20 protein-coding genes are annotated in these 18,758 nt (G+C 60.7%); 12 read left to right on the top strand and 8 right to left on the bottom strand.

The window, feature by feature from the left end:
• Nucleotides 1-47: 47 nt before the first annotated feature.
• The 4 genes from PMI31_RS04550 to PMI31_RS04535 all read left to right on the top strand — a co-directional run bounded on the left by PMI31_RS04550 (nucleotide 48) and on the right by PMI31_RS04535 (nucleotide 4,866).
• Complete coding sequence (locus PMI31_RS04550; protein WP_008016519.1) at nucleotides 48-2,801, top strand: response regulator; 2,754 nt, start codon at nucleotides 48-50, stop codon at nucleotides 2,799-2,801.
• 156 nt (nucleotides 2,802-2,957) lie between these two features.
• On the top strand, nucleotides 2,958-3,950 hold the full coding sequence (locus PMI31_RS04545; protein ID WP_008016518.1) for a 2-hydroxyacid dehydrogenase: 993 nt from the start codon (nucleotides 2,958-2,960) through the stop codon (nucleotides 3,948-3,950).
• Nucleotides 3,951-4,027: 77 nt separating this feature from the next.
• Nucleotides 4,028-4,462 carry a hypothetical protein gene (locus tag PMI31_RS04540; protein ID WP_007988765.1) on the top strand — a complete coding sequence of 145 codons (435 nt, stop codon included), beginning with the start codon at nucleotides 4,028-4,030 and terminating at the stop codon, nucleotides 4,460-4,462.
• Nucleotides 4,462-4,866 carry an META domain-containing protein gene (locus tag PMI31_RS04535; protein WP_008016516.1) on the top strand — a complete coding sequence of 135 codons (405 nt, stop codon included), beginning with the start codon at nucleotides 4,462-4,464 and terminating at the stop codon, nucleotides 4,864-4,866. The genes PMI31_RS04540 and PMI31_RS04535 overlap by 1 nt, the downstream gene beginning before the upstream one ends.
• Before the next feature lie 102 nt (nucleotides 4,867-4,968).
• Here the strand turns inward: PMI31_RS04535 and PMI31_RS04530 are convergent, their stop codons facing one another.
• Nucleotides 4,969-5,436, bottom strand: a complete 468-nt coding sequence (locus tag PMI31_RS04530) for a TlpA family protein disulfide reductase (protein ID WP_008016515.1) — start codon at nucleotides 5,434-5,436, stop codon at nucleotides 4,969-4,971.
• 114 nt (nucleotides 5,437-5,550) lie between these two features.
• Here PMI31_RS04530 and arsC point away from each other — a divergent pair, with 114 nt between their 5' ends.
• Genes arsC through PMI31_RS04515 form a run of 3 tightly spaced genes read left to right on the top strand, consistent with a single transcriptional unit; the run spans nucleotide 5,551 to nucleotide 6,925 of the window.
• A complete protein-coding gene (gene arsC / locus PMI31_RS04525; protein WP_008016514.1) occupies nucleotides 5,551-5,904 on the top strand; it encodes an arsenate reductase (glutaredoxin) in 354 nt (117 codons plus the stop codon).
• Nucleotides 5,901-6,497 carry an NAD(P)H:quinone oxidoreductase gene (wrbA, locus tag PMI31_RS04520; RefSeq protein ID WP_008016513.1) on the top strand — a complete coding sequence of 199 codons (597 nt, stop codon included), beginning with the start codon at nucleotides 5,901-5,903 and terminating at the stop codon, nucleotides 6,495-6,497. Before arsC ends, wrbA begins: the two co-directional genes overlap by 4 nt.
• Nucleotides 6,498-6,499: 2 nt before the next feature.
• Nucleotides 6,500-6,925 carry a DUF2069 domain-containing protein gene (locus tag PMI31_RS04515; RefSeq protein ID WP_008016512.1) on the top strand — a complete coding sequence of 142 codons (426 nt, stop codon included), beginning with the start codon at nucleotides 6,500-6,502 and terminating at the stop codon, nucleotides 6,923-6,925.
• An 88-nt stretch (nucleotides 6,926-7,013) separates the two neighbouring features.
• On the opposite strand, the gene PMI31_RS04510 is transcribed toward PMI31_RS04515, so the two are convergent.
• Together PMI31_RS04510 and ttcA are read right to left on the bottom strand one after the other, a co-directional pair.
• Nucleotides 7,014-7,688 (bottom strand): DNA-3-methyladenine glycosylase I, encoded by a 675-nt coding sequence (locus PMI31_RS04510; protein ID WP_008016510.1) that lies wholly within the window; start codon nucleotides 7,686-7,688, stop codon nucleotides 7,014-7,016.
• Between the two features lie 64 nt (nucleotides 7,689-7,752).
• On the bottom strand, nucleotides 7,753-8,577 hold the full coding sequence (gene ttcA, locus PMI31_RS04505) for a tRNA 2-thiocytidine(32) synthetase TtcA (RefSeq protein WP_008016509.1): 825 nt from the start codon (nucleotides 8,575-8,577) through the stop codon (nucleotides 7,753-7,755).
• A 281-nt stretch (nucleotides 8,578-8,858) separates the two neighbouring features.
• Between ttcA and PMI31_RS04500 the strand changes: the two genes are divergently transcribed.
• Nucleotides 8,859-9,461 (top strand): Yip1 family protein, encoded by a 603-nt coding sequence (locus tag PMI31_RS04500; protein WP_008016508.1) that lies wholly within the window; start codon nucleotides 8,859-8,861, stop codon nucleotides 9,459-9,461.
• 158 nt (nucleotides 9,462-9,619) lie between these two features.
• Nucleotides 9,620-10,114, top strand: a complete 495-nt coding sequence (locus PMI31_RS04495; protein WP_008016507.1) for a SprT family zinc-dependent metalloprotease — start codon at nucleotides 9,620-9,622, stop codon at nucleotides 10,112-10,114.
• Between the two features lie 52 nt (nucleotides 10,115-10,166).
• On the opposite strand, the gene PMI31_RS04490 is transcribed toward PMI31_RS04495, so the two are convergent.
• On the bottom strand, nucleotides 10,167-11,348 hold the full coding sequence (locus PMI31_RS04490) for a CaiB/BaiF CoA transferase family protein (RefSeq protein ID WP_008016506.1): 1,182 nt from the start codon (nucleotides 11,346-11,348) through the stop codon (nucleotides 10,167-10,169).
• Between the two features lie 144 nt (nucleotides 11,349-11,492).
• Nucleotides 11,493-12,827 carry a dicarboxylate/amino acid:cation symporter gene (locus PMI31_RS04485; protein WP_008016504.1) on the bottom strand — a complete coding sequence of 445 codons (1,335 nt, stop codon included), beginning with the start codon at nucleotides 12,825-12,827 and terminating at the stop codon, nucleotides 11,493-11,495.
• A 338-nt stretch (nucleotides 12,828-13,165) separates the two neighbouring features.
• Here PMI31_RS04485 and PMI31_RS04480 point away from each other — a divergent pair, with 338 nt between their 5' ends.
• On the top strand, nucleotides 13,166-14,164 hold the full coding sequence (locus tag PMI31_RS04480; protein WP_008016503.1) for an AraC family transcriptional regulator: 999 nt from the start codon (nucleotides 13,166-13,168) through the stop codon (nucleotides 14,162-14,164).
• A 74-nt stretch (nucleotides 14,165-14,238) separates the two neighbouring features.
• Here PMI31_RS04480 and PMI31_RS04475 read toward each other — a convergent pair whose 3' ends face one another.
• The 3 genes from PMI31_RS04475 to PMI31_RS04465 form a co-directional block, all read right to left on the bottom strand.
• Entirely contained in the window at nucleotides 14,239-15,585 is a 1,347-nt protein-coding gene (locus PMI31_RS04475) for an ATP-binding protein (RefSeq protein WP_043302206.1), read from the bottom strand.
• Complete coding sequence (locus tag PMI31_RS04470; RefSeq protein WP_008016501.1) at nucleotides 15,582-16,259, bottom strand: response regulator transcription factor; 678 nt, start codon at nucleotides 16,257-16,259, stop codon at nucleotides 15,582-15,584. Before PMI31_RS04470 ends, PMI31_RS04475 begins: the two co-directional genes overlap by 4 nt.
• Nucleotides 16,260-16,379: 120 nt before the next feature.
• The gene (locus PMI31_RS04465) at nucleotides 16,380-16,982 is read right to left on the bottom strand and encodes a hypothetical protein (RefSeq protein ID WP_008016499.1); all 603 of its coding nucleotides are present in this window, start codon (nucleotides 16,980-16,982) and stop codon (nucleotides 16,380-16,382) included.
• 145 nt (nucleotides 16,983-17,127) lie between these two features.
• Here PMI31_RS04465 and PMI31_RS04460 point away from each other — a divergent pair, with 145 nt between their 5' ends.
• Both PMI31_RS04460 and PMI31_RS04455 read left to right on the top strand, forming a co-directional pair.
• Nucleotides 17,128-17,925 (top strand): dienelactone hydrolase family protein, encoded by a 798-nt coding sequence (locus PMI31_RS04460; protein ID WP_008016498.1) that lies wholly within the window; start codon nucleotides 17,128-17,130, stop codon nucleotides 17,923-17,925.
• Between the two features lie 85 nt (nucleotides 17,926-18,010).
• Nucleotides 18,011-18,736: a 4'-phosphopantetheinyl transferase family protein gene (locus PMI31_RS04455; protein WP_202949434.1), complete on the top strand. Its 726-nt coding sequence runs from the start codon at nucleotides 18,011-18,013 to the stop codon at nucleotides 18,734-18,736.
• The last annotated feature ends 22 nt before the right edge of the window (nucleotides 18,737-18,758 follow it).

The raw sequence follows: 18,758 nt of genomic DNA, 5'->3' as shown, positions 1-18,758 counted from the left end.
ATGCATGTGCCGGTCTATAAATAAGCAGCGGGATGCAGGAGAGAGGCGTGCTCAAGAAACTGGGAATCAAAGGCCGCGTGCTGTTGCTGACCCTGTTGCCAACCAGCCTGATGGCGTTGGTGCTGGGGGGGTATTTTACCTGGATGCAACAGGCTGACCTGCACTCCCAACTCATGCAGCGCGGCGAAATGATCGCCGAGCAGTTGGCTCCACTGGCGGCGACAGCGATGGCCCATCAGGACAACGATCTGCTCGAACGCATCGCCACCCAGGCCTTGGAACAAACCGACGTACGGGCCGTGACCTTCCTGTCTCCCGATCGCACGCTGCTGGCCCACGCCGGCCCGACCATGCTCAATCAGACGCCCTCCGGCACTGGTACGCAGATGCTGCGCCGCAGTGGCAACGATGCGACCCGCTATCTGCTGCCGGTATTCGGCAAACACCGCAACCTGGCAGGCGACCTGATTCCCGAAGAAGCCGACCGCCTGCTGGGCTGGGTCGAACTTGAATTGTCCCATAACGGCATGCTGTTGCGCGGTTACCGCAGCCTGTTCGCCAGCCTGATGTTGATCAGTGCGGGACTGGTGGGTGCGGCGCTGCTGGCCCTGCGCATGGGTCGCACGATCAATCGGCCACTGAGCCAGATCAAGCAGGCTGTGGCTCAACTCAAGGACGGTCATCTGGAAACCCGCTTGCCGCCCCTCGGCAGTCAGGAGCTGGATGAGCTGGCTTCCGGCATCAATCGCATGGCCGGCACCCTGCAAAACGCCCAGGAAGAATTGCAGCACAGCATCGACCAGGCCACCGAAGACGTGCGCCAGAACCTGGAAACCATCGAGATCCAGAACATCGAGCTGGACCTGGCGCGCAAGGAAGCCCTGGAAGCGAGCCGGATCAAGTCCGAATTTCTGGCCAACATGAGTCATGAAATCCGCACGCCGCTCAATGGCATTCTCGGCTTTACCCATCTGCTGCAAAAAAGCGAACTCACCCCACGCCAGCTCGACTATCTGGATACCATCGAAAAATCCGCCGACAGCCTGCTGGGCATCATCAACGAGATTCTCGACTTCTCGAAAATCGAGGCCGGCAAGTTGGTGCTTGACCATATTCCGTTCAACCTGCGCGACCTGCTGCAGGACACCTTGACCATCCTCGCCCCGGCCGCCCACGCCAAGCAGTTGGAACTGGTGAGCCTGGTGTACCGGGACACACCGCTGTCACTGGTGGGCGACCCGTTGCGGCTCAAGCAGATCCTGACGAACCTGGTGAGCAACGCGATCAAGTTCACCCGCGAGGGCACCATCATCGCCCGAGCCATGCTCGAAGAAGAGCACGAAGACACTGTGCAGTTGCGCATCAGCATTCAGGATACCGGCATCGGTCTGTCGAACCAGGACGTGCGCGCCCTGTTCCAGGCTTTCAGCCAGGCCGACAACTCGCTGTCGCGTCAACCCGGTGGCACTGGCCTGGGCCTGGTGATTTCCAAGCGCCTGATCGAACAGATGGGCGGCGAGATCGGCGTCGACAGCACGCCTGGGGAAGGGTCGGAATTCTGGATCAGCCTGAGCCTGCCAAAAACCCGCGACGATGCCGAAGACCTGCCCGCCGCGCCCTTGCTCGGGCGCCGGGTGGCGGTGCTGGAAAACCACGAGCTGGCGCGGCAGGCGCTGCAGCATCAACTGGAAGACTGCGGCCTCAGCACCACGCCGTTCAATACCCTGGAAAGCCTGACCAATGGCGTCACCGCCGCCCACCAGACCGAGCAGGCGATCGACCTCGCCGTGCTCGGCATCACCAGCAACGACATGCCGCCGGAGCGCCTCAATCAACACATCTGGGACCTTGAGCATCTTGGCTGCAAAGTGCTGGTGCTGTGCCCGACCACGGAACAGACGCTGTTCCATCTTTCCGTGCCCAACCCCCACAGCCAGCTCCAGGCGAAACCGGCCTGCACCCGCAAGCTGCGACGCTCCCTGTCTGACCTGGTCAGCCCGCGTCCGATGCGCAGCGAGCCGGGCGAACCGGTGCCCAGCCGTGCCCCGAAGGTGCTATGCGTCGACGACAACCCGGCCAACCTGATGTTGGTACAGACGCTGCTCGAAGACATGGGCGCCAAGGTACTCGCGGTGGAAAGTGGTTATGCCGCCGTCAAGGCGGTACAGAACGAGACATTCGACCTGGTGTTGATGGACGTGCAGATGCCTGGCATGGACGGCCGCCAAAGCACCGAGGCGATCCGTCAGTGGGAAAGCGAACGGCATTGCACGCCACTGCCGATCGTGGCCCTCACCGCCCACGCCATGGCCAACGAAAAACGCGCGCTGCTGCAAAGCGGCATGGACGACTACCTGACCAAACCGATCAGTGAACGGCAATTGGCGCAGGTGGTGTTGAAGTGGAGCGGCCTGGCGCTGCGCAACCACAGCCCGGAGCGCTCCGGCGATGGGCATGGCGGCGCCCATGACCTGTCGGTGCTCGACCACGAGGAAGGATTGCGCCTGGCCGCCGGCAAGGCTGACCTGGCTGCGGACATGCTGGCGATGCTGCTGGCCTCCCTGGAGGCTGACCGCGAAGCCATCCGTCTTGCTCGGCAAAGCAATGACCACAACGCCCTGATCGAACGAGTCCATCGCCTGCATGGCGCGACGCGTTACTGCGGCGTACCGCAATTGCGAGCGGCCTGCCAGCGCAGCGAAACCCTGCTCAAGCAACAGGACCCGAAAGCTGGCGTGGCACTTGATGAGCTCGACCGGGCGATCAATCGGCTGGCAGCCCAGGCGCGCATGAATGCTTGATGCAGCGCAATCGCGCGGATTGAACATCAGCGCAAACTCACCACAAACACTGTAGGAGCCGGCTTGCCGGCGATGACGGCCTCAAAATCTACGTAGCCCTTGAGGCCGCCTTCGCCGGCAAGCCGGCTCCTACGGGATTGGGACAAGGAGGAAATCATGCGTACGATTCTTTTCAGCAGCCAGAACTACGACCGCGACAGTTTTCTTGCGGCCGGGCAACCGGCCGGCATCGAGCTGCACTTTCAGCCTGCGCGCCTGAGCCTCGACACCGTGGCGCTCGCTCAAGGATATGAAGCGGTCTGCGCGTTCATCAATGATGACCTCGGCGCGGCGGTGCTCGAACGCCTGGCCGCTGGAGGCACACGCCTGATCGCCTTGCGCTCGGCCGGTTACAACCACGTCGACTTGCCGACGGCAAAGCGTCTGGGGCTGGCCATCGTGCGCGTCCCGGCCTATTCGCCCCACGCCGTGGCCGAACACGCGGTGGCGCTGATCCTCGCGCTCAACCGGCGTCTGCACCGCGCCTACAACCGCACCCGCGAAGGGGATTTCAGACTGCAGGGGCTGACCGGTTTCGACTTGGTGGGCAAGACTGTCGGCGTGGTTGGCACCGGGCAGATTGGCGCCACATTCGCAAAGATCATGAACGGGTTTGGCTGCCGGTTACTGGCCTGTGACCCCTACCCCAACCCGCAGGTCGAAGCCCTCGGCGCGCGCTACCTGAGCCTGCCGCAACTGTTGGCCGAATCGCAGATCATCAGCCTGCACTGCCCGCTCAACGAACAGAGCAAGCACTTGATCAACCGTGCATCACTGGCGCAGATGCAACCGGGCGCGATGCTGATCAATACCGGGCGTGGTGGCCTGGTGGACACCCCCGCGCTGATCGACGCCTTGAAAGACGGTCGCCTGGGTTACCTGGGACTGGACGTGTATGAGGAAGAGGCGCAACTGTTCTTCGAGGACCGCTCCGACCTGCCGCTGCAAGACGATGTGCTGGCACGGCTGTTGACCTTCCCCAACGTGATCGTCACCGCGCACCAGGCCTTTCTGACCCGCGAAGCGCTGGACGCGATTGCCGCTACTACGTTGCGCAATATTGCAGCCTGGGCGACCGGCACCCCGGAAAACCTGGTGACAGGAGACTGAAACGGATCGAAGGTCATCTGCCTGCGCGATGCGGCGTGCAAGCCCGTGCTAGCATATCGCGCATATTTGGAGGACCCATGGTCGAACACGATTTCCGCTACAGCCTGATGAACCCGCAACACACCCTCACCGAATGCCGCGCCCTGGTGCCGGGGCGTTATCAGGTCACCGGCAACGGTGGCTCGATTCGCAACAACGACGTGCTGGTCGTGACCCTCAAGGGCGCCAAGGACTTGTCCATGCGCCTGACCGTCGAAACGGTTCGCCACCTGATCAACCCGCCCGGCCAATGGGTCGCGGTTGCCAGTGGCCCGGTGTTCGGCGAACTGGCGATCCACACCTGGCAAGTGAACTGCGACAGCTGCGCCAAAGAACTGAGCTTCGAATTCGCCGTCGATGCCAAACTGGGCAACAAGGCCGAAAAGCCTGCCGCCACCGCGCGCATTGCCGAGCTGGGCTGGACCACCGTTGGCGAGAAACACCTGTGCCCGAAATGCCAGGAGCCTGCGTGATGAAACGCCTTGCTCTGACCACGATGGTCGGCGCCAGCCTGCTGGGCTGCGCCGCCGAGCCGGTGCAACTTGAACACAATCGCAGCTACATTCTGGAATGGATCGGCGAGCGGCCGTTGATGGACTACAGCCATCTGACCATCACCCTCGGTGAGGACGGCCGGGCCTACGGCAATGGCGGCTGCAACCACTGGTTCGCGCCGTACACCCTTGATGGCGAAAAACTGACCTTCGGCAAAATCGGCAGCACCCGCAAACTGTGTGCGCCGGCGCTGATGGAACAGGAAAAACGCTTCCTGCAGGCCCTGGAAGACGTCCAGCGCTGGGACGTCTCCCCGATCGAACAAATCCGCTTCTGGCCAGCCGAAGGCAAGCCGCTGCGTTGGTGGCTCGAGGAGGGTTGATCGTAAACCTGTAGGAGCCCGGCTTGCCGGCGATGGCGGCGAACCCATCTGCATTGCTGTGTCTGACACGCCCCTATCGCCGGCAAGCCGGCTCCTGCAAGGTCAATTCTTCGCCTGCAACGCCTCAAGCTTCGCCATCACCCCCGCCGCCGTCTGTTCACCCATCAACTGCTCACGCACCTTGCCCTTGTTATCGATGATGTACGTCACCGGCAACGCCTCGCTGCGCGGCAGCTCGAACAGTTCGGAAGGGTCCTGGGCCAGCACCGTGAACCTGATCCCCAGTTTTTCGCTCGCGCCCTTCAACTCCTGCCCCTGGACATTGTCGAAGTTGACCCCGAACACACCGATTTTCCTGTCCTTGAGCTGCTCGGCCAGGGTGTTCAATTGCGGGATCTCGGTACGGCAAGGCCCGCACCATTCAGCCCAGTAGTTGAGTACCAGCCATTTGCCGTCCAGTCGGTCGGAGGCGATCTTGTGGCCGTCCTGGTCGATGCCATAGTCATTACCGCAGCCCCCCAGCATCAACGCTCCGATGATCGCCAATGCTGCTGCCAGTCGCCTTGTCATGTCGTGTTCCTTGTCAAAAATTGAATGCACCTGCGACCCATCGCCTCTCACAGTTCTGGATTGCGCGCTGCACAGTTAGAATAGCCGCCACCTTACGCAAGATGCGACCCGCTCATGACCGATCTGACGCTTTATCACAACCCGCGCTGCTCGAAATCCCGCGGTGCGCTCGAACTGCTTGAAGCCCGTGGCCTGACCCCGACCGTGGTCCGTTACCTGGACACTCCGCTGGACGCCGCGCAAATCCAGAGCCTGCTCGGCAAACTCGGGATCAACGCCCGGCAATTGCTGCGCACCGGCGAGGACGAGTACAAAACCCTCGACCTGGCCAACAGCAGCCTGAGCGAAGCGCAATTGATTGCCGCCATCGCCGCCCACCCGAAACTGATGGAGCGACCGATTCTCGAAGTCGGTGACAAAGCCATCATTGGCCGCCCACCGGAGCAGATCCTGGAACTGTTGCCATGAGTGCGCCCTACATTCTGGTTCTGTACTACAGCCGCAGCGGCTCGACCAACGAGATGGCCCGGCAGATTGCCCGTGGCGTCGAACAGGCCGGGCTTGAGGCCCGCCTGCGCACGGTGCCGGCGATTTCCACCGAGTGCGAAGCCGTTTCGCCGGAGATTCCCGACGAAGGTGCGCTTTATGCCAGCCTCGACGACCTGAAGAACTGCGCCGGCCTGGCACTCGGCAGCCCGACCCGCTTCGGCAACATGGCCGCGCCGCTCAAGTATTTTCTCGACGGCACCAGCAACCTGTGGCTGACCGGTGCCCTGGTGGGCAAACCGGCGGGTGTATTCACCTCCACGGCGAGCCTGCACGGCGGCCAGGAGACGACCCTGCTGTCGATGATGCTGCCGTTGTTGCACCACGGCATGCTGATCACCGGCCTGCCGTACAGCGAATCGGCACTGCTGGAAACCCAGGGCGGAGGCACGCCATACGGCGCCAGCCACCACGCCGGTGCCGACGGCAAGAGCGGCCTGGATGCCCATGAAGTGGCGCTGTGCCGCGCGCTGGGTATGCGCCTGGCGAAGACTGCACAGAAACTGGAGGGCTGAGGGTGGCCAGGAAGCCGAAGATTCTGCCCGCACTCGAATGGCTCGAACCACGCGTCAAGGCGATGCGCGTTATCAGCCTGCTGTGTTTTATCGGCCTGGTCGGGTTGCTTTGCGTTTACTACCTTGCCATCGCCGACCTGCATGGTGCACGGCCTTGGGTGATTCTGTTGATCGAGCTGGTGCCACTGCTGATCCTGGCGCCGGGGATGATCCTCGGCAGCCCTCGCGGGCATTCGTGGATGTGCTTTGTGGTGAACCTGTATTTCATCAAGGGCGCATTGGCTGCCTACGACCCGAACCGGCAAATCTTCGGTTTGCTGGAGATGGGCGCGAGCCTGGCGGTGTTCTGCTCGGCGCTGTTGTATGTGCGGTGGCGGTATCAGTTGAATCGCAAGCTGGCTGGCGAGGGCGAGATTTCTATCGCCTGACCGGACGCCTTCGCTGGCAAGCCAGCTCCTACAGGGTATGCGGTGAACTTGTAGGAGCTGGCTTGCCAGCGATGGGTGCGACTCGGTTTCAATGATTGACGGTGTAGGCCAGCATCATCGAAATCTGGCTCATCGGCCGCCCGCCACTTTCCTCGTGCCACTGGTTGAACACGTCCTGCACCAAAGCCAGGTCACGCAGACTGCTCGGCACCTTGTCGATGATGTCCTGCGCATTCAATGCCGCCACCACGTCATAGCTTGGTACAAAGGTATCTTTGCCGATCATTCGCAGGAAGCGCGGGGCGGACAGCCCGCCCAACTGATGTCCGCGTTTTTTCAGGAAGGTCCAGAGCCCGACGATATCGGTCACCGGCCAGTCCGCGATCAACGCGCCGAAGCTGCCCTTTTCATGGGCCACGTCCAGAATGAACTGCGCATTGCGCGGCACACTCTTGAGCTTGCCCAGGTGACGGATGATCCGCGTGTCCTGCATCAGGCGCTCAAGGTGCTCGGCACTCATCAGCACGACTTTTTCCGGGTCGAACCTGAAGAACACTTCTTCGAAGGCCGGCCACTTGGCATCCACCAGGCTGTGCTTGAGCCCGGCGCGGAATACCCGTAGCGCCATCATCGAGAGGTAGCGATCGTCGCTGATCTTGCGCAGTTGCTCGGGAGTCTTGGGAACGGGCAGATGGGCTTCCAGTTCAGCGGCCGAACCGAAGCGGTTCAAGCAGTATTCGTTCAGCCACTTGTAGTCGCGCATGCCCTCTCCTGAGGAGTAAAACGAAAAACCTGATGTGGGAGCGGGTTTGCTCCCACAGTTTTAATCAGAGGTTGACCACGTTGACGAAGCGCGAAGCCGCGGACTCGTCGATCTTGAGGCTGGTGAAGTCGAACAGGTTGCGATCCGCCAGTTGCGACGGGATCACGTTCTGCAGGCTGCGGAAAATGCTCTCGGTACGGCCCGGAGTCTTGCGCTCCCAGTCCTGCAGCATTTCCTTGACCACCTGACGCTGCAGGTTTTCCTGGGAGCCGCAGAGGTTGCACGGAATGATCGGGAATTGCTTGAAGTCCGAGTAGGCCTGGATGTCTTTTTCGTTGCAGTAGGCCAGCGGGCGGATCACCACGTTACGCCCATCGTCGGCGCGCAGCTTCGGTGGCATGGCCTTGAGCGAACCGTTGAAGAACATGTTCAGGAAGAACGTTTCGACGATGTCGTCGCGGTGGTGACCGAGGGCCATCTTGGTCGCGCCGATTTCATCGGCAAAGGTGTAGAGCGTACCGCGACGCAGGCGCGAGCACAGCGAGCAAGTGGTCTTGCCTTCCGGAATCAGCTCCTTGACCACCGAGTAAGTGTCTTTCTCGACGATGTGGTACTCGATACCCAGTTCTTTCAGGTAGGCCGGCAGCACGTGCTCCGGAAAGCCCGGCTGCTTCTGGTCCATGTTCACGGCCACGATCTCGAACTTGATCGGCGCGACCTTCTGCAAGTGCATCAGCACATCGAGCATGGTGTAGCTGTCCTTGCCACCGGACAGGCAGACCATGACCTTGTCGCCGTCTTCAATCATGTTGAAATCGGCAACCGCCTCACCGGCCAGTCGGCGAAGGCGCTTTTGCAGTTTGTTCTGGTTGACCGTGAGAGTGCCCATGACGCGAAATCCGTGAGGTGTGACGAAAGGCGGGCATTTTACGCAAAAACACCTCAGGGGCGAAGTGCCTCGCCAAAAGGGCTGTTCGCCACAGACCCGGCGGCGATTAACAATTGTGTTTACAGCGCGATTTGCTCTAAAGCCCCTACTCCTTCTGGGGAAACTCCTCCCTATACTGCGACATAAGGTCTCATGAAAATTACAGACCTGTGACTTGCTTGGCCGCATTGGCCCGTAGGCGCTCCACTGGGGGGCGACGGTAAAAAAGAGGAGTGACTGGCATGATCCATCACGTAGTGGGGCTCTTCACCCACCCTGACCAAGAATGGAAAGAGATCCGTGGCGACCAGGAGGAAAGCATCAGCCACATGTACCTGACCCATACGCTGATCCTGGCGGCAATCCCCGCCGTGTCTGCCTTCATAGGCACCACACAGGTTGGCTGGGTCATCGGCAATCGGGCTCCCGTGATGCTGACCGTAGAAAGCGCGATATGGATGACGATCATGTCGTACGTGGCGATGCTCGGCGGTGTTGCGGTAATGGGCGCATTCATTCACTGGATGGCCCGCACCTATGACGCCAACCCAAGCCTGGCCCGCTGCATTGCGTTTGCGACCTACACCGCTACACCGTTGTTCATCGGCGGCCTCGCCGCCTTGTACCCGCACTTGTGGCTGGGGATGATCGTCGGCACCGCAGCCATCTGCTACACGGTGTACTTGCTGTACGTGGGCTTACCGACATTCATGAACATTCCATCTGACGAGGGCTTTCTGTTTTCAAGTTCGGTGCTCGCCGTAGGCCTGGTGGTGCTGGTCGCCATCATGGCGTTCACTGTGATTGTCTGGGGACTCGGCGTGGGGCCGGTCTACACCAATTAGCCGCCCACCACTGATAATCAGAAACCAAGGATACAGGCCGCCGCAAGGCGGCCTTTTCATTCTTCAGGAACGAGGAGGCACACGACCATTCGGCACCTTGGCGATTCGCAAGGTCAAAGGGTTGCGGCATACTCGACCGCTCTGGAGATCCATCAAGCATGCCCGAGCAACTCAATTCCCGCGTCGAAGACTGTTTCCAACTAGCCGAATCCTTTTTCAAACGACCTTTCAAGCGCCCCGTGGTGAGCCTCAAGCTGCGCGGGCAAAAAGCCGGTGTCGCGCATTTGCACGAGAACCTGCTGCGCTTCAACCCGCAGCTGTATCGGGAAAACGCCGAAGATTTCCTCAAACAGACCGTAGCCCATGAAGTCGCACACCTGATTGCCCATCAGTTGTTCGGCGACCGCATCCAGCCCCATGGCGAAGAGTGGCAATTGATCATGCGCGGCGTATACGAACTGCCGCCCAACCGCTGCCACACCTATGACGTCAAACGCCGCAGCGTGACCCGCTACATCTACAAGTGCCCGTGCGCCGACAGCGACTTCCCGTTCTCGGCCCAGCGCCACAGCCTGGTGCGCCAGGGACGCAGGTACTTGTGTCGACGGTGTCGCCATACGCTGGTGTTCAGTGGGGAGATGCGGGTCGAATAGCGGGACTCTCGCTATTTGTATCGGCCTGCTCGCGATGGCGGCCTCTGCAGCGCTATAGAATCACTTTGCCACGCCGCAGCTCTTCTATTCGCTCGACGCTAAACCCCAACTCCCCCAACACCTGATCGGTATGCTGCCCCAACGCCGAGCCAACATGCCGCGGTTCTGGCAAACCTTGCGAAAACTTCAGCGGGCACGCCATCTGCGCCTGGCTTGATCCGTCGCCCCGCGGTACTTGCACCACCAACTCCCGCGCCTGCAACTGTGGATGACTTAGTGCTTCTCCCAGGCTCAACACTGGCTCGACACAAGCATCCAGCTCCGCGAACAACGCAAGCAACTCGGCAAAGTCATGCTTTTCGAATTCGACCTTCAGCGCGCCCTTAAGCTGTTGCTGATGCGCCAGTTGCGGTGACAGACCGAGGCCGGCCAGTTCTTCCAGCCCCAAGGCCGTGCACAACTGTTTCATGAATGCCGGTTCCAGGCTGCCCACCGAAAGCCAGCGCCCATCCCGGGAGCGGTAGTAATCGTAGAAGCTGCCGCCATTGAGCACCTGGTTTTCCGGTCCCGGCTCGACGCCACAGGCCAGATACCCGGCACCGGCCATCGCATTCAGGCTGAACGCGCAGTCGGTCATGCTGACATCCAGGTGCTGGCCCTGACCGGTTTGTTGCCGGGCAATGACTGCCGCCAACAAGCCAATCACCCCGTGCAGCGAGCCACCGGCGACATCCGCCACCTGCATGCCCAACGGCAGCGGCCCAGTGTCGGCACGGCCGGTGTAACTCGCCAGCCCGGACAAGGCCAGGTAGTTGATGTCATGGCCGGCGCGATCCTTGTAGGGGCCGGTCTGGCCGTAGCCGGTGATCGACACATAAATCAATTTGGGATTGATCGCCTTCAGGGCTTCGTAACCCAGGCCCAGACGCTCCATGACACCCGGGCGGAACTGCTCGAGCACGATGTCGTAGTCCTGCAGCAACGACTTGATCACCTCCAGCGCCTCAGGCTGCTTGAGATCCAGGGCGAGGCTGCGCTTGTTGCGGTTGAGGTAGCCATGGCTGGCTGACACGCCTTGATCGTGGGGCGGCAACACCCGCAACAAATCCATGCGGGTCGGTGATTCGATGCGCAGCACTTCGGCGCCCATGTCCGCCAGCAGCAACGAGGCGAACGGCCCCGGCAACAGTGTCGAGAAATCCAGAACCTTGAGTGATGCCAGTGGACCGAGCATGAGCGTTCTCCCTTGACGATGCACCCAGCCTAGGCAGCCGTTGGCATTGCGGCAATCACCTTATGCGCCATCTGCAGTGACCGTTGTGCTCAAACACCGGGCATGAAAAAACCCGCCGAAGCGGGTTTTTCATTACAACAAGGCTTACTTGGCGTTCGTCGGGGTTGCCCCTTCGACGTGGCCCAAGACATCGTCTTTAGGCTCGTCGGCAATGCCGCGACCGCCCGAGGCCAGCTCCGCTTGCAGCACGTCGGTGTCCAGTTCCTTGACCCACTTGGCCACGACGACAGTGGCAACGGCGTTGCCGATCAGGTTGGTCAGGGCACGGGCTTCGGACATGAAACGGTCGATGCCGAGGATCAGCGCCAAGCCGGCAACCGGCAGGTGGCCAACGGCGGACAGAGTGGCAGCGAGTACGATGAAACCGCTACCGGTCACGCCCGCAGCGCCCTTGGACGACAGCAGCAACACCACCAGCAGGGTGATTTGGTGCGTGATGTCCATGTGGGTGTCGGTGGCCTGGGCAATGAACACCGCGGCCATGGTCAGGTAGATGGCGGTACCGTCGAGGTTGAACGAGTAACCGGTCGGGATCACCAGGCCTACTACGGATTTCTTCGCGCCCAGACGTTCCATCTTGATCAGCATGCGTGGCAGCACCGACTCCGAAGAGGAAGTGCCCAGCACGATCAGCAGTTCCTCACGGATGTAGCGGATCATTTTCAGAACGCTGAAGCCGTGGGCGCGAGCGATACCACCCAGTACGATCAGGATGAACAGCAGGCAAGTGATATAGAAGCACGCCATCAGTTGACCCAGCTGCACCAGCGAGCCGACACCGTAGGCACCGATGGTGAACGCCATGGCACCGAAGGCACCGATTGGCGCGAGCTTCATGATCATGTTGATGATGTTGAACATCACGTGGGCGAAGCGATCGATGAAGTCCAGCAGCGGCTTGCCGTAGGCACCCAGGCGATGCAGGGCGAAACCGAAGATCACCGAGAACATCAGCACTTGCAGGATGTCGCCGGTGGCGAAGGCGCCGACGATGGTGGTCGGGATCACGTTCAGCAGGAAGCCGACGACGCTTTGGTCAGCACCAGCCGCAACATAAGCGGCAACCTTGGAGGCATCCAGGGTGGTGACATCGATGTGCATGCCATTGCCTGGCTGCACGATGTTGACCACGACCAGGCCGACCAGCAGGGCAATGGTCGAAACTATCTCGAAGTACAGCAGCGCATAGCCACCGGTCTTGCCGACCGACTTCATGGTCTGCATGCCGGCGATACCGCTGACAACGGTACAGAAAATGATCGGGGCGATGATCATTTTGATCAGCTTGATGAACCCGTCACCCAACGGTTTAACGGCCACACCGAGCTGCGGGTAGTAATGACCCAGTGCGATACCGATGACAATTGCAACGATCACCTGGAAATACAGGGATTTATACAGTGGCTGACGAGTCGTCATTGCAAAGTTCCTCAAGGGTGCCCGGTGACAACATCCAGCTGTTGCCCGCAACACCGCAATTGCGAACCCTCCTGCACTGGAGGGATTTGTTTTTTCGAGCTGCGCAACGGCAGGCATCTGCATGTTGTATCGCAAGGCCCGTGCCACCTTGTGCAAAATCCCAGCAAGCCTTTTGATATCAGGGGTCGCAGCGATTTCCCTGTCACCGGACGGTTACAATCATGTGGCGGATTTCCGCCCTTCCATTAAAAGTCGTCCTGCAATTTGGCGGATATCCGCCCTGTTCACGTCCGCGGTGCACAGCTACCATCCGTCGTTCAACGGTCAGAATTGCTGTCATGCGCGAACGCACCATCGCCAGTCATTTCGCCCGCGCCGCCCTTGGTGGTGCGCGTCGGCACGGCTACGATTTTTCGGGCCTGCTACAACAACTGGGGATCAGCCCCGAGTTGCTGGACGAGCCCCGGGCGCGCATCGCTCCAGAGCAATTCACCCAACTGATTCAGGCCTTATGGCTGGCACTGGACGACGAGTACCTGGGATTCGGGCAAACCCCAAGCAAGCCGGGCAGCTTCGCAATGATGTGCCATGCCGTGATTCACTGCCGCAGCCTGGATAAGGCACTCAATCGTGGCTTATTGTTTTATAGCCTATTCCCCGGGGCTCCGCGTTTGACCCTGAGCCGCGAAGATGAATGGGTCCGCCTCAGCCTCGACGACTCGCAACTTTGGGACCCGGATCATTTCCTCAGCGAAAGCCTGCTGGTGATCTGGCACCGTTTCGGCAGCTGGCTGATCGGCCAGCGCATTCGCCTGGAACAGGCCACGTTCAGCTATCCCCGGCCGGAACACGGCGCCGAATACGACCTGCTGTTTTCCTGCCCGCTCGAGTTTTCCAGCCCCCAGAGCAGCCTGTTGTTTCACAGCCGCTACCTGGCCATGCCGCTGTTGCAGGATGAACGCACTCTCAAGCATTTCCTCGAGCGCTCCCCTGCCGACTTGCTCTCGCGCCCGGACGATGGCGACAGCTTGAGCAGCCGCTTGCGCCGCCTGCTCAGTCGCGACAGTTCACGCTGGCCCGACCTGGAAACCGTAGCCACGCAGCTGCACATCAGCCCGCAGACCTTGCGTCGGCATTTGCGGGAAGAGGGTTCGAGCTTTCAGGAATTGAAGGACCAGTTGCGCCGGGACATCGCGATCTATCACCTGAGCCGCGCTGACCTGTCGTTGCAACAGATCGCCGAGCAGCTGGGGTTTTCCGAACCATCGGCGTTCCACCGGGCGTTCAAGAAGTGGACGGGGCTGACGCCGGGGGCTTATCGGGCGCAGGAGAGCTGAGGCTCAAGAGCAAATTTATCTGGAGTGCTCACTGGCCCGCGAAGAGGCCCGAATGAGCACAACTGAACTCCGGGTCAAACCGCCGGAAAGTGAATCCGGAACGCCGCCCCGCCCATCGGTGAATCGCCCAGGGTCAGCTTGGCGCTGTAGCTCTCGATGATGTCCTTGACCACCGCCAGGCCGATGCCCTGCCCCGGGTGCTGACGGTCCAGGCGCTCGCCGCGCTCGAGAATCCGTGCGCGTTGATCCTGTGGTACCCCGGGGCCGTCGTCCTCGACACACAATTCGATGCCGCCGAGGGTTTCATGCACGCTGATGCGTATTTCGCCCAGGCACAGGCGATAGGCGTTTTCCAGCAGGTTGCCCATCATCTCCAATAGAGCGCCCTGCTCGATCGGTACGTAGCACGGGTCGGGCAGGTCGAACGCGACGTACACGCGCTTGTCGCGATAGACCTTGTCGAGCGTGTCGCACAGGCTTTTCAGCACCGGGTGCAAGCGCACCTGATGACGTACCAGACCGCTTTTGCGCAGGCTGGCGCGCTGCAACTGGTAGCTGATCTGCTGGCTCATGCGTTCGATCTGGGTTTGCAGAACCCAGGCCTGATCGCGATCCTCCGGACGCTGGGCCATGTCTTCGCTGACGCCTTGCAACACCGCCAGCGGCGTTTTCAGGCTATGGGCCAGGTCATCGAGGGAATCACGGTAGCGACTGCGCTGTTCACGCTCACTGTGCAGCAACCGATTGAGGGAACCGGTCAGACGCAGCAATTCCCGGGGATGTTCCTCACTGAGGCTTTCGCGGGTGCCACCTTCGATCTGGTCCAGTTCCTGGCTCAAGCGCCGCAATGCCTGCAAGCCCCAAGTCAGTCCGATCCACAACAACGCCAGCAGCACCAGCAATGCCGCTCCAAAACCCAGATAAAGATTTTCCCGCAGGCCTTCGAGGGTCAGTTCGTACTCACGAACCGGCTGCAGTGCCACGATGCTGAAGGCTGCACTTTTGCCGCCGAGCAACTTGACCTCGACGTCGTAGACGAAGAACTCCTGGCCATTTTCTTCGCGGATTCGCGCAAACTCGTTGCCACGTCCGTCGTAGCGCGGCTTGTAATTGATGTGTTCTTCCCGGGTCGCCTTCGAACGCCAGACCAGATTCCCCTCACGGTCATAGATGTAACCGAGCAATCGGCTGTCGGTGAGATTGAAGCGTTCGTCGGGCAGTTGCACCGGCATTTGCAGGCTGTTGTTCTCCACCCGGGCGGCAGAGATCAACGTGGTCACGTCCGATGCCAGACGCTGCTCGATGGAGTCTTGCAACGCCAGGCTGAAGGCACCCTGCATCGCCGGCAGCAACGCCAGCATGAACAACACCGCCAACAACGTGGCAGCGAGCATCAATCGAATACGCAGTGAACGGATCAAGTGCAACGCTCATTGAACAGGTAACCCAGGCCGCGCACGGTGTCGATCGGTTTGAACCCGCCCGGCCCCTCCAGTTTGCGGCGCAGACGACCGACCAGCACCTCGATCACATTCGGATCACGTTCGTCATCATCCGGATAGAGCTGTTCCATCAAGCGGTCCTTGGGCACCACTTGCTGATGGTGACGCATCAGGTATTCGAGAATGCGGTACTCATACGCGGTCAGTGCCAACGGCTGATCGTCAAGGGACGCCTGCTTGCGGTTCAGGTCCAGCAGCAACGGACCCGCAACGATGGTCGACTGGGTGAAGCCGCTGGAGCGGCGCAGCAAGGCATTCAGGCGAGCCTCCAGTTCTTCGAACTGAAATGGCTTGACCACGTAATCGTCGGCACCGGCGGCCAGGCCTTCGACCTTGTCCTGCCAGTTGCCACGCGCGGTGAGGATCAGGATCGGGAAGGTTTTGCCACCTGAGCGCAACTGCCGGATCAGGTCGAGTCCGCTCATGCCCGGCAGCCCGAGGTCGATCACCGCCAGGTCAAAGTTGAACTGCGCGGCCTGGTACAGCGCCTCCTCGGCGTTAGCCACGGACTCGACCACATGGCCGCTCTCCGTCAGGCGGGTTTTCAGGTGATGACGCAGCAGCGCTTCATCTTCGACGACCAGCAGTTTCATAACGCTCTCCCGGGCAAATCAACATCTCCAGAGGCGCAACGTCGCACCTCGATAGCTAACATGGCAACGCCGGATCAGCCCCTCGGGTTGATCCGGCGCAGGCCGCTCACGCAACGCTTTTCAGAAAGCGTAGTTGGCGGACAGGTAAGTCTGGGCGCTGCTGGTCAGGTCCAGCGACCCCTGCTTGCTGCCACCGCGCTCACTCATCTCGGTACTGGCATTGCTGCGCAGGTAACGGTAACCCAGTTCAATCGAGGTGTTCTGCGAAACCTGTTGCAGCACACCCACCTGGCCACCGATGGCATAGCCGATATCGCTGTCGCGGCTGAAGCCTGGCGACTCCTGAGTCATTTTGGTCAGGCCGGCCGTGCCACCACCGAACAGCTTGGTGCTACCGCCCACCGGGTAAAACAGATCGTAGCTGCCCAAGAGGTTTTCCTGACGCAGTTTAATGCCGTTGTGCGAGCCCGACACATTGTCGTAAGTGGCGTAGTACCGGCCCTTGGTGTTTTGCTGGCCCAGACGGACACCCCAGGTGGTGTCCTTGCCGATCACGCCATCGGCATTCGGGTGATTAAGGTTGTCGTTCAGGGCGTGGGATTTTTTGACCTTGTCGCTGGTCTGTCCAAGAGTAAGGCTGGCGAAGTTGTCGTCGGACGCGAAGGCTGTGGTGCTTGCGCCCAGTACAGTGAATGCCAGAAGCAGTTTTTTGAATCCAGTCATTGGGAGTGTCCTCATGTGCCGTTTGTTTTTTGGGTACGAGGCAAGGTTACGCACCGAGCCCTGAACTCCCCCTGAACGCACTCTGAACCTTGGCTGAACCGCCCCCTCCCGAATGTTTCGACACGTTTCATCAGGAGTTCCGACCATGCGCATGTTCCTCGCCGTCCTCCTTCTGGCCTTGAGCGGGCTTAGCCAGGCCGCCATCCAGACCCGGGAAACTCCCTACCAAAGTACCGATGGCACGAAAATGATTGGCTACTTCGCCTACGACGATGCCCTCAAGGGCCCGCGCCCCGGCGTCGTGGTGGTGCATGAATGGTGGGGACTCAACGACTACACCAAGCGCCGCGCCCGCGACCTTGCCGGCCTGGGCTACAGCGCCCTGGCCATTGACATGTACGGTGATGGCAAAAATACCGAGCACCCCAAAGACGCCATGGCCTTCATGCAAGCCGTGGCAAAAGACAGTGTCGTGTCAAGCGCGAGGTTTCAGGCCGGGCTCGACCTGCTCAAGCAACAACCGCAAACCGATCCGCATAAAATCGCCGCCATCGGCTATTGCTTCGGCGGTGGCGTGGTGCTCAATGCCGCAAGACAGGGCGTGCCATTGGCTGGCGTGGTGAGTTTCCATGGCGCGCTGACAACCAAAACGCCGGCAACGCCAGGCAGCGTCAAGGCGAAGATCCTTGTGGAACACGGAGCACTGGACAGCATCGTCACCCCGGAAAACATCACGGCTTTCAAGAGCGAGATGGACAAGGCCGGCGCCGACTACACATTCGTCAGCCTCGACAGCGCCAGACACGGCTTCACCAACCCGGATGCCGATCGACTTGGCCATGGCGATCATGGCGGGCCGGACATTGGCTACAACAAGGCTGCGGATGAAAAATCCTGGGCGGACATGCAGGCTTTCTTCAAAAGGATCTTTGGTCAACCCTGATATCTGTGGCGAGGGGGCAAGCCCCCTCGCCACAAAAGCCGTCTGCTACTACCCAGCCCCAGGGCAACCCGGCAAAATGCCCCACATGAACTCCACCCCCGCCCTGCCCGCCTGCTGCACCCCCCTTGATGACCATTGGCCGCTGCCGTTTGTGCTGCCCGATACGGTCCTGTTGAGCACTCACTTCGATAGCACCCGACTGGCCAGCGATGACTTTCAGCGCAGCGCTGTGGAAGCGCCGGCGAGCATTCAGCGCTCTGTCGCCAAACGGCAGGCGGAGTTTCTCGCCGGGCGGGTGTGTGCCAGGGCCGCGTTACAGCGGCTCGAAGGCCTGGGCTTCATTCCCGCCATCGGTGAAGACCGGGCACCGGTCTGGCCTGCCCATATCACGGGTTCGATCACCCATAGCACTGGCCGGGCCGCGGCGATTGTCGCGAACAAAAGCCATTGGCGCGGCTTGGGCATGGATCTGGAAAACCTGCTCAATGCCGATCGGGCCGAACGCCTGGCCGGGGAAATCCTCAATCCGCCAGAGCTACAGCGCATGGCGGCCGGTGATCACGATCTACGGGCGTTGTTGGTCACCCTGACTTTCTCGGTCAAGGAAAGCCTGTTCAAGGCGCTCTATCCGATCGTTCAGCAACGGTTTTATTTCGAACACGCCGAAGTGCTGGAGTGGTCCGGGTCGGGAGAGGTGCGGTTGCGGCTGCTCACCGATCTGTCCCGCGAATGGCGCAACGGCACCGAACTGGATGCGCAGTTCGGGGTCAAGGATGGGCAGTTGTTGAGTCTGGTCAGCATCAAGGCCTGAGGACGCCATCGCCGGCAAGCCG

The sequence above is a fragment of the Pseudomonas sp. GM55 genome (genome assembly GCF_000282395.1).
GTDB lineage: Bacteria > Pseudomonadota > Gammaproteobacteria > Pseudomonadales > Pseudomonadaceae > Aquipseudomonas > Aquipseudomonas fluorescens_CC.
This window is presented reverse-complemented; position numbering and strand designations above follow the sequence as displayed.